Annotated in this window: 8 protein-coding genes; all 8 read right to left on the bottom strand. The window is 29.9% G+C overall.

Going from position 1 to position 6,816, the window contains the following annotated elements; genetic code table 11:
* Positions 1-121: 121 nt before the first annotated feature.
* Entirely contained in the window at positions 122-1,138 is a 1,017-nt protein-coding gene (locus ACRC03_RS07295) for a BMP family lipoprotein (RefSeq protein WP_438651903.1), read from the bottom strand.
* A gap of 217 nt (positions 1,139-1,355) precedes the next feature.
* A complete protein-coding gene (locus ACRC03_RS07290) occupies positions 1,356-2,600 on the bottom strand; it encodes a uracil-xanthine permease family protein (RefSeq protein ID WP_438651902.1) in 1,245 nt (414 codons plus the stop codon).
* Between the two features lie 99 nt (positions 2,601-2,699).
* On the bottom strand, positions 2,700-3,233 hold the full coding sequence (gene pyrR / locus ACRC03_RS07285; protein ID WP_438651901.1) for a bifunctional pyr operon transcriptional regulator/uracil phosphoribosyltransferase PyrR: 534 nt from the start codon (positions 3,231-3,233) through the stop codon (positions 2,700-2,702).
* Between the two features lie 192 nt (positions 3,234-3,425).
* On the bottom strand, positions 3,426-4,337 hold the full coding sequence (locus ACRC03_RS07280) for an RluA family pseudouridine synthase (protein WP_438651900.1): 912 nt from the start codon (positions 4,335-4,337) through the stop codon (positions 3,426-3,428).
* Between the two features lie 12 nt (positions 4,338-4,349).
* Positions 4,350-4,802, bottom strand: coding sequence for a signal peptidase II (gene lspA / locus ACRC03_RS07275; protein WP_438651899.1), 453 nt, complete (start codon positions 4,800-4,802; stop codon positions 4,350-4,352).
* Between the two features lie 113 nt (positions 4,803-4,915).
* Positions 4,916-5,686 carry a polysaccharide deacetylase family protein gene (locus ACRC03_RS07270; protein WP_438651898.1) on the bottom strand — a complete coding sequence of 257 codons (771 nt, stop codon included), beginning with the start codon at positions 5,684-5,686 and terminating at the stop codon, positions 4,916-4,918.
* A 25-nt stretch (positions 5,687-5,711) separates the two neighbouring features.
* Positions 5,712-6,212 (bottom strand): TraR/DksA C4-type zinc finger protein, encoded by a 501-nt coding sequence (locus tag ACRC03_RS07265; RefSeq protein WP_438651897.1) that lies wholly within the window; start codon positions 6,210-6,212, stop codon positions 5,712-5,714.
* A gap of 2 nt (positions 6,213-6,214) precedes the next feature.
* A complete protein-coding gene (locus ACRC03_RS07260; protein WP_438651896.1) occupies positions 6,215-6,604 on the bottom strand; it encodes a DUF5665 domain-containing protein in 390 nt (129 codons plus the stop codon).
* Between the last annotated feature and the right edge of the window lie 212 nt (positions 6,605-6,816).

Raw genomic sequence — 6,816 nt, 5'->3', positions numbered from 1 at the left:
ATCCCTTGCTCATGATAGAAATAAAAGTCTTCTCGGGCTATATTATAATAAACATAAAAAACTATGAAGAATTAATTTAATATAATTCTTCATAGTTTTTAATTTATTTTATGCTTTTAGTTTATTTTACTGCTGCTTTATATTCATCTTCACTCTTAGGTACTTTTATTTCCCCATTCTTTACTTTTTCTGCTTCTTTATTTACATAATCTAATATCTCTTGAGGAACATGATCTTTAGTGTTTTCTGGTAGGCCAACTGCTCCCTCTTTTAGGCCGTATACTTTTTCAGTTCCACCTTTGAAGTTTCCTTCAACTAACATTTTAGCTAAATCATATGATGCTACATTTAATTTTTTAAGTGCAGATGTTATTATATTTTTTGGTGCTAAATCACTTTGGTCTCTATCTGCTCCTATTGCGTATTGGTTATTTTCTTTTGCCGCTTCTATAGCACCTGTTCCACTATCTCCTGCTGCTGATAATATTATATCAACGTTAGATGCGTACATTTGCTTAGCTATTGCTTTACCTTTAGCTTGATCCGTAAAAGTATTTGCATATTGTTCATGTACTTTTACATCTTTGTTAGTAGATTCTACTCCATATTTATATCCATAATGATACTTCACAACTCCTGGAGCTGGAAGTCCACCTATAAATCCTACATTGTTAGTTTTAGTCATCTTAGCTGCTATGATGCCTGTTAAATACGCAGCTTCTTGTTCCTTGAATACTACTGGAATAACATTTGCTGGTATTTTTTCGTATGTCTCATCTAGTATTGCAAAATTCATGTCCGGATAATGCCCTGCTGATTTTTCTATTGCTGGTTTTAGTTGGTATCCAACACCTATTATTAAATCTGTGCCTTCATCAACTAATGTTTCTATATTTTGTATGTAATCCGATTCTTGCTTTGATTCTAAATATTTTACATTTATTCTAAAGTCTTTTTTAGCCTGTTGTAACCCTTCCCATGTAGATTGGTTAAAACTTTGGTCATTTACACTTCCTTCTCCTAGCACTATACCTATAGAAAGCTTTTTTTCTTCTTTAGGTTTTGATGAACATCCTGTTACTAATGATGTACACATTACCATAGATGCTAGTATTGCTACTACTTTTTTCAACTTCATAATTGTCCTCCTATGATGTTTGTTGAATGAACTTTAATTCATTTTTTTGTTGTTTGTAGACAGATTTTTATTTTATATTTTTTCTATTTCTGTCTACTTTTTTTATTTGATACATTAAATTTTTCCCTAGCTTTAAAGATTTATTCAAAAAAAAAACAAAATACCTTGATCTTAAGATTGATAATCTTAAAATCAAGGTATTTTATTAATTATACTTTTATCCTATACTAGGTTGAAGTATTTTTGATTTTTCTTTTTCACTATTTCTAAATTCTTTATTATTTAATATTCTATTTAATATAATTCCAACTATTGCAGCTAAGCTTAAACCTGTTATTGTTACACTTTCAGTTACAGGTATACCTATTACTATACCTTTGTTACTTAAATAAGTAGTTCCTAAACCTATTACCATAATAGCTACAATTATAACTATATTATTTTTATTTTGTATGCAATTGCTATCTTTAACTGTTTTACATCCTACAAAAGTTATCATAGAGAATAATAATATACTTATTCCACCCATTACAGCAGTTGGTATACTTTGTAAGAATCCACCAAACTTACCTATACAAGCAAGAGCTATTGCAAATAATGCTGTACGTCTTAATAGTGCAGGGTCATAGTTTTTAGTTAACGCAAGTACTGCTGTATTTTCTCCATAAGTAGTATTTGCTGGTCCTCCTAAAAATCCTGCTACAATTGTTGCTAATCCGTCTCCAAGTAATGTTTTATTAAGACCTGGGTTTTGTAGGAAGTTTTTACCTACAACTGCTCCATTAGTAGTCATATCTCCTACGTGCTCCATGAAAACAGCTAAAACTACAGGTGCTACTATTACTACTGCTTCAAAACTAAATTTAGGTAGTGTAAACTGCGGTATTGCAAATAAACTTGCTTCTGCTATAGTTCTTGTATCTACTAAACCAGTTGCTAAACATATTACATATCCCGTTATCACTGCTATTAATATACCTAATTGCTTTATAAATCCTTTTGCAAATTTATTAATACCTAGTGCTATTCCTAAAGTTATACATCCTATTAACATATTATTAGAAGCCATATCTAATGCTGTTGGTAATAAGTTCAATCCGATGACTGCTATCATTGCACCAGTAACTTGTGCTGGGAAGTATTTTCTTATTTTTTCTACTCCAACTACCCTAACTACAAATGACATAATAACATACATCATACCGGCTACAACTATGCCACCTTGTGCATAAGCTAAGTCACCATTAAAAGCTTCTTTTGCTGCTAATATTACTGGTATAAATGCAAAACTTGAACCTAAGAATACTGGTACTTTACCCTCTGTACAGAAGTGGAATATTAAAGTTCCTATACCTGCACAAAATATTGCTACCGAAGGATTAAACCCTGTTAATATTGGAACTAATACTGTAGCCCCAAACATTGCTAATAGATGTTGTAATGATAATATTGTTTTTTTCATAAAAAAACCTCCCTTGAATTTGTGTTGGGAGAAATCAATCTCCCTTTTTCAGTATCTCTGTACTGAATTAAAAGGCTATATTTAATATAGTTTATATATTTATTCCTTTATTGTAACTGAATCTTCATCATCTGTTTCAACTAGCTTTACAGATATTATTTCATGCTTTGATGTCGGAACATTTTTACCTACGTAATCGGCTCTTACTGGCAGTTCTCTGTGTCCTCTATCTACTAAAACAGCTAATTGTATTGCTTTTGGTCTTCCTATATCCATTATTGCATCTAAAGCTGACCTAACCGTTCTACCTGTATATAAAACATCATCTACAAGTATTACAATTTTATTGTCAATATTGAATTTTATATTAGAACCATTAACTACTGGATCTAGGTCTACTTTCTTTAGATCATCTCTATATAAAGTTATGTCTATCTCTCCTGTGTTTATCTTAGAACCTTCTATTTGCTCTACTTTTTTACAGATTCTATTTGCAATAGGGACTCCTCTAGTCTTTATTCCAACTAAAACTATGTCTTCTATCCCTTTATTTTTTTCTATTATTTCATGACTTACTCTTGTTATAGCTCTAGCAATTGCTTTTTCATCCATTAATTGGGCCTTTTCTTTCATGGTGACCTCCTAGTAATATATTGTATTTTATGTGCAATTAAAAAAAGCTTCTTATCATAAGACAAGAAGCTTGTATATACTTCAAAATATACTATATAATATAGTATTTTTATTTGCCTTATGATTTCTCCGAATCACTTAAAGGTATTATATTATTAATAGTATATATTTAAATAGTGTTTTTTTCAAGCTTTATTTTATTTTACCAATTATATCTATGAAATAATTTGGCAATTTAGAATCAAGTTCTACATATTCTTTGGTTCTAGGGTGTACAAATCCTAGTTTTTTTGCATGTAGTGTTTGTCCATTAAGTTTAAATTTAGTATTTTTAGGTCCATACACTGGGTCACCTAAAAGAGGATGGTTTATAGATAGTGCATGTACTCTTATTTGATGAGTTCTTCCAGTTTCTAACCTAGCCCTCATATGTGTAAAATTATCGTATCTCTCTACAACTTCAAAATGGGTAACAGCACGTCTTCCATCCTTTACTATAGCCATTTTTAATCTGTCTTTTGGATTTCTACCTATTGGTTTATCCACTGTTATCTTATCTTCTTTAACTACGCCATGACAAATAAATTCATATTCTCTTGTTATAGAGTGATCTTTAAGTTGCTCCGCTAAAGAATTATGGGCATTATTATTTTTTGCTATCATCAATAGTCCCGAAGTATCTTTATCTATCCTATGAACTATACCAGGTCTTATAACTCCATTTATAGATGATAATTTTTCCTTACAATGATACAGTATGGCATTTACTAAAGTTCCGTCATAATTACCTGGAGCAGGATGTACTACCATATCTTGTTGTTTATTTATTATTAATACATCATCATCTTCGTATACAATATCTAAAGGTATATCTTGAGCCTCAACTTCTAAAAGCTTAGGTACTGGTATTTCTATAGTTATTTTGTCATCTTCTTTTACTAAGTATTTTGCCTTTTCTTCTTTACTATTTACCTTTACTTTTTTGTCTTTTATTATTTTTTGAATATAACTCCTAGACATATCTCCTAATTGACTAGATAAATATACATCTAGTCTATCGCCTTCTTCTTCATCTATAACTAAAAATTTTTTTATTTCTTCCATATTTACACCTACTTATCTTTTTTCCTTTTTGTCTTCATAGAAAATTATGTATACACATAGTAATATAGTTCCTACTACTACAAATACATCTGCTATGTTGAATATATATTCCCATATTACTCTAAAATCAAAATAATCTACTACAAATCCTAATCTAATTCTATCTATTAGGTTTCCTATTGCACCTGCTATTATAAGTAGTATTCCACACTTTCCAATTAGATTAACTTTTTTTGTATGTAAATAGTACAATCCATATGTAGATGCCGCTAATGCAACTATTATAAATATAGTTTGATTATTTTGAAGCATTCCAAAAGCTGCTCCTCTATTCTCTACATATGTAAGATGAAATACATTTTGTATTACCGGTATACTTCCTATTTCCTTTAAGTAATCTAACGCCCATAGTTTAGATAATTGATCTATTCCTATTAACAGTACTATTATTAACTCGTATGCCACTATTTTTTCCTCCCAACTTTTTATAATTTCATCTGCACATAGGTCATGCATAGAAAATTTTGCATATTACTATTATACAAAAAAAAGCTTCCTAATTGGAAGCCTGTTATTTCTTATTTTTGAGTTGGGTAATGTTTATCCATATGATTTATCAACTGAGACACTGTAACAAACTTGTATCCTTTTTCTTTAAGCTTTGGTATAACTGAATCTAAAGCTTGGATAGTTTGAGAAGTTGACCTTCTCACATTATTATAATCATGTAGAAGTATAATATTTCCATTTGTAGCTTTAGTCATTATAGTATTTGCTATATAATACACCCCTGGATTAGACCAGTCTCTTGGATCTAAGTTTGACCATAGAACTACATTCATATTTTTATCTTTGACTATACTACACATTTCTTTGTTTATAGCTCTATATGGAGGTCTGAATATTTTAGGCTCTTTTCCAATTACTTTTTGAATAGTCTCTTGAGTTTTAGTTATTTCTTTGTATATTTCGTCATAATTCCTATGACATACGTTAATATGAGTAAAAGTATGATTACCTATTTCATGACCTTCCTCAAATTCTCTTTTTACCAATTCTGGATTCCATCCTACTTTTTGACCCACTACAAAAAAAGTTGCTTTAACATCATATTTTTTGAGTATATCTAATATTTGAGGTGTATAGTCTTCGTCAGGTCCATCGTCAAAAGTCAGTGCGATTATCTTTTCATCATCGCTTCCTCTTTTTATTATTATATCTTCATAATCATTTATTGAATCTAAATTAAAATTTGTAACTTCTTTATCTTTGTCTTCATATAAATTATACGAATATATACCTATAAATAAAAACAAGCATACAGATAGACTATACAATATTTTTTTCATTTACAGATTACCTCTTTTCTCTGATTTAATCTATATCAGATTCATCATTAGGCATTTTATTCATTTCATTAAGTTCTAAAAGTACATCATCATAAAAACTATTACCTTTATTTATAAGGTTTTGATTAGTTTGTCTGCTAGTTAAATGTGAATGTGGTTGAGTTTTTGCACAACTTGAACATAGGTTAGTTTCAGGTAGTATATCTAGTCTATCTTCACCTATTTTATTTTTACATTGGTCACATATTCCATAGGTACCATTTTCTATTTTTAATAGTGCATCTTCTATGTTGTTTAGTAGCCCTTTTTCATGAATTGTTAAGCTGTTTTGCATATCTTGCATATATACTTCAGTACCCATATCAGCAGGATGATTGTCATAACTTGACAATTCTCCTGATGTGTATTTTTCACTAGTGTGAGCTGTAGTATTTCCAAACACAGTATTATCCTGCATTTCTCCTATTAAGCTACTTATTTTTTGTTTTTGTTCTAATAGCTCATTTTTGTATTTATTTATATCCATGGTTATTTTCCCTTTCTGTAGTTATCTACTATATCCATTATTTTTGCTATGTATTCTCCTATTATAGGCAAATTCATCCAACTAGTAAGTAGATAAATTGCTATTGCTGCCAAAAATGTAAATCCAATTGCTTGACCAAATCCCTTACCAAGTCCTGCTACAAGGTTTATTGTAAATAGTCTTCTTTTACTATCTGTTAACATCATATAATCTCTAATTCTACTTCTCTCAATTATTAATATAAGTCTTTCTAAGTATCGTCTTATTGTACCTAAATCTTCTGTGGTCTCCTTAGAAAGTTCAAATCTATTCATAGCCTCATCAAGTTCTTTCATATTTAATGGATTTTGGTCATTTAAATTATTATGCTCTGTATGCTTAATATTCTTCACTTCCTTTGTAAAAAAGCTATTACAAAATTATTATGTGAAAAATTTACTTGTTGTATGTGAAATAATAAAAAAATAAATCGAGTAGGAAAAACTCGGGGTAATTAATCCCGAGTTCAGACCTCTCACAGAACCGTACGTGCGGGCCTCGCATACGGCTCCTGATAAATTTTAGTTGCTACATCTGTAGCAATACAAAGTATTAACTTTTACTT

Origin of the sequence: Romboutsia sp. (genome assembly GCF_051659545.1) — a bacterium.
In the GTDB taxonomy this organism is placed as follows: Bacteria; Bacillota; Clostridia; order Peptostreptococcales; family Peptostreptococcaceae; genus JBOFOR01.
This window is presented reverse-complemented; position numbering and strand designations above follow the sequence as displayed.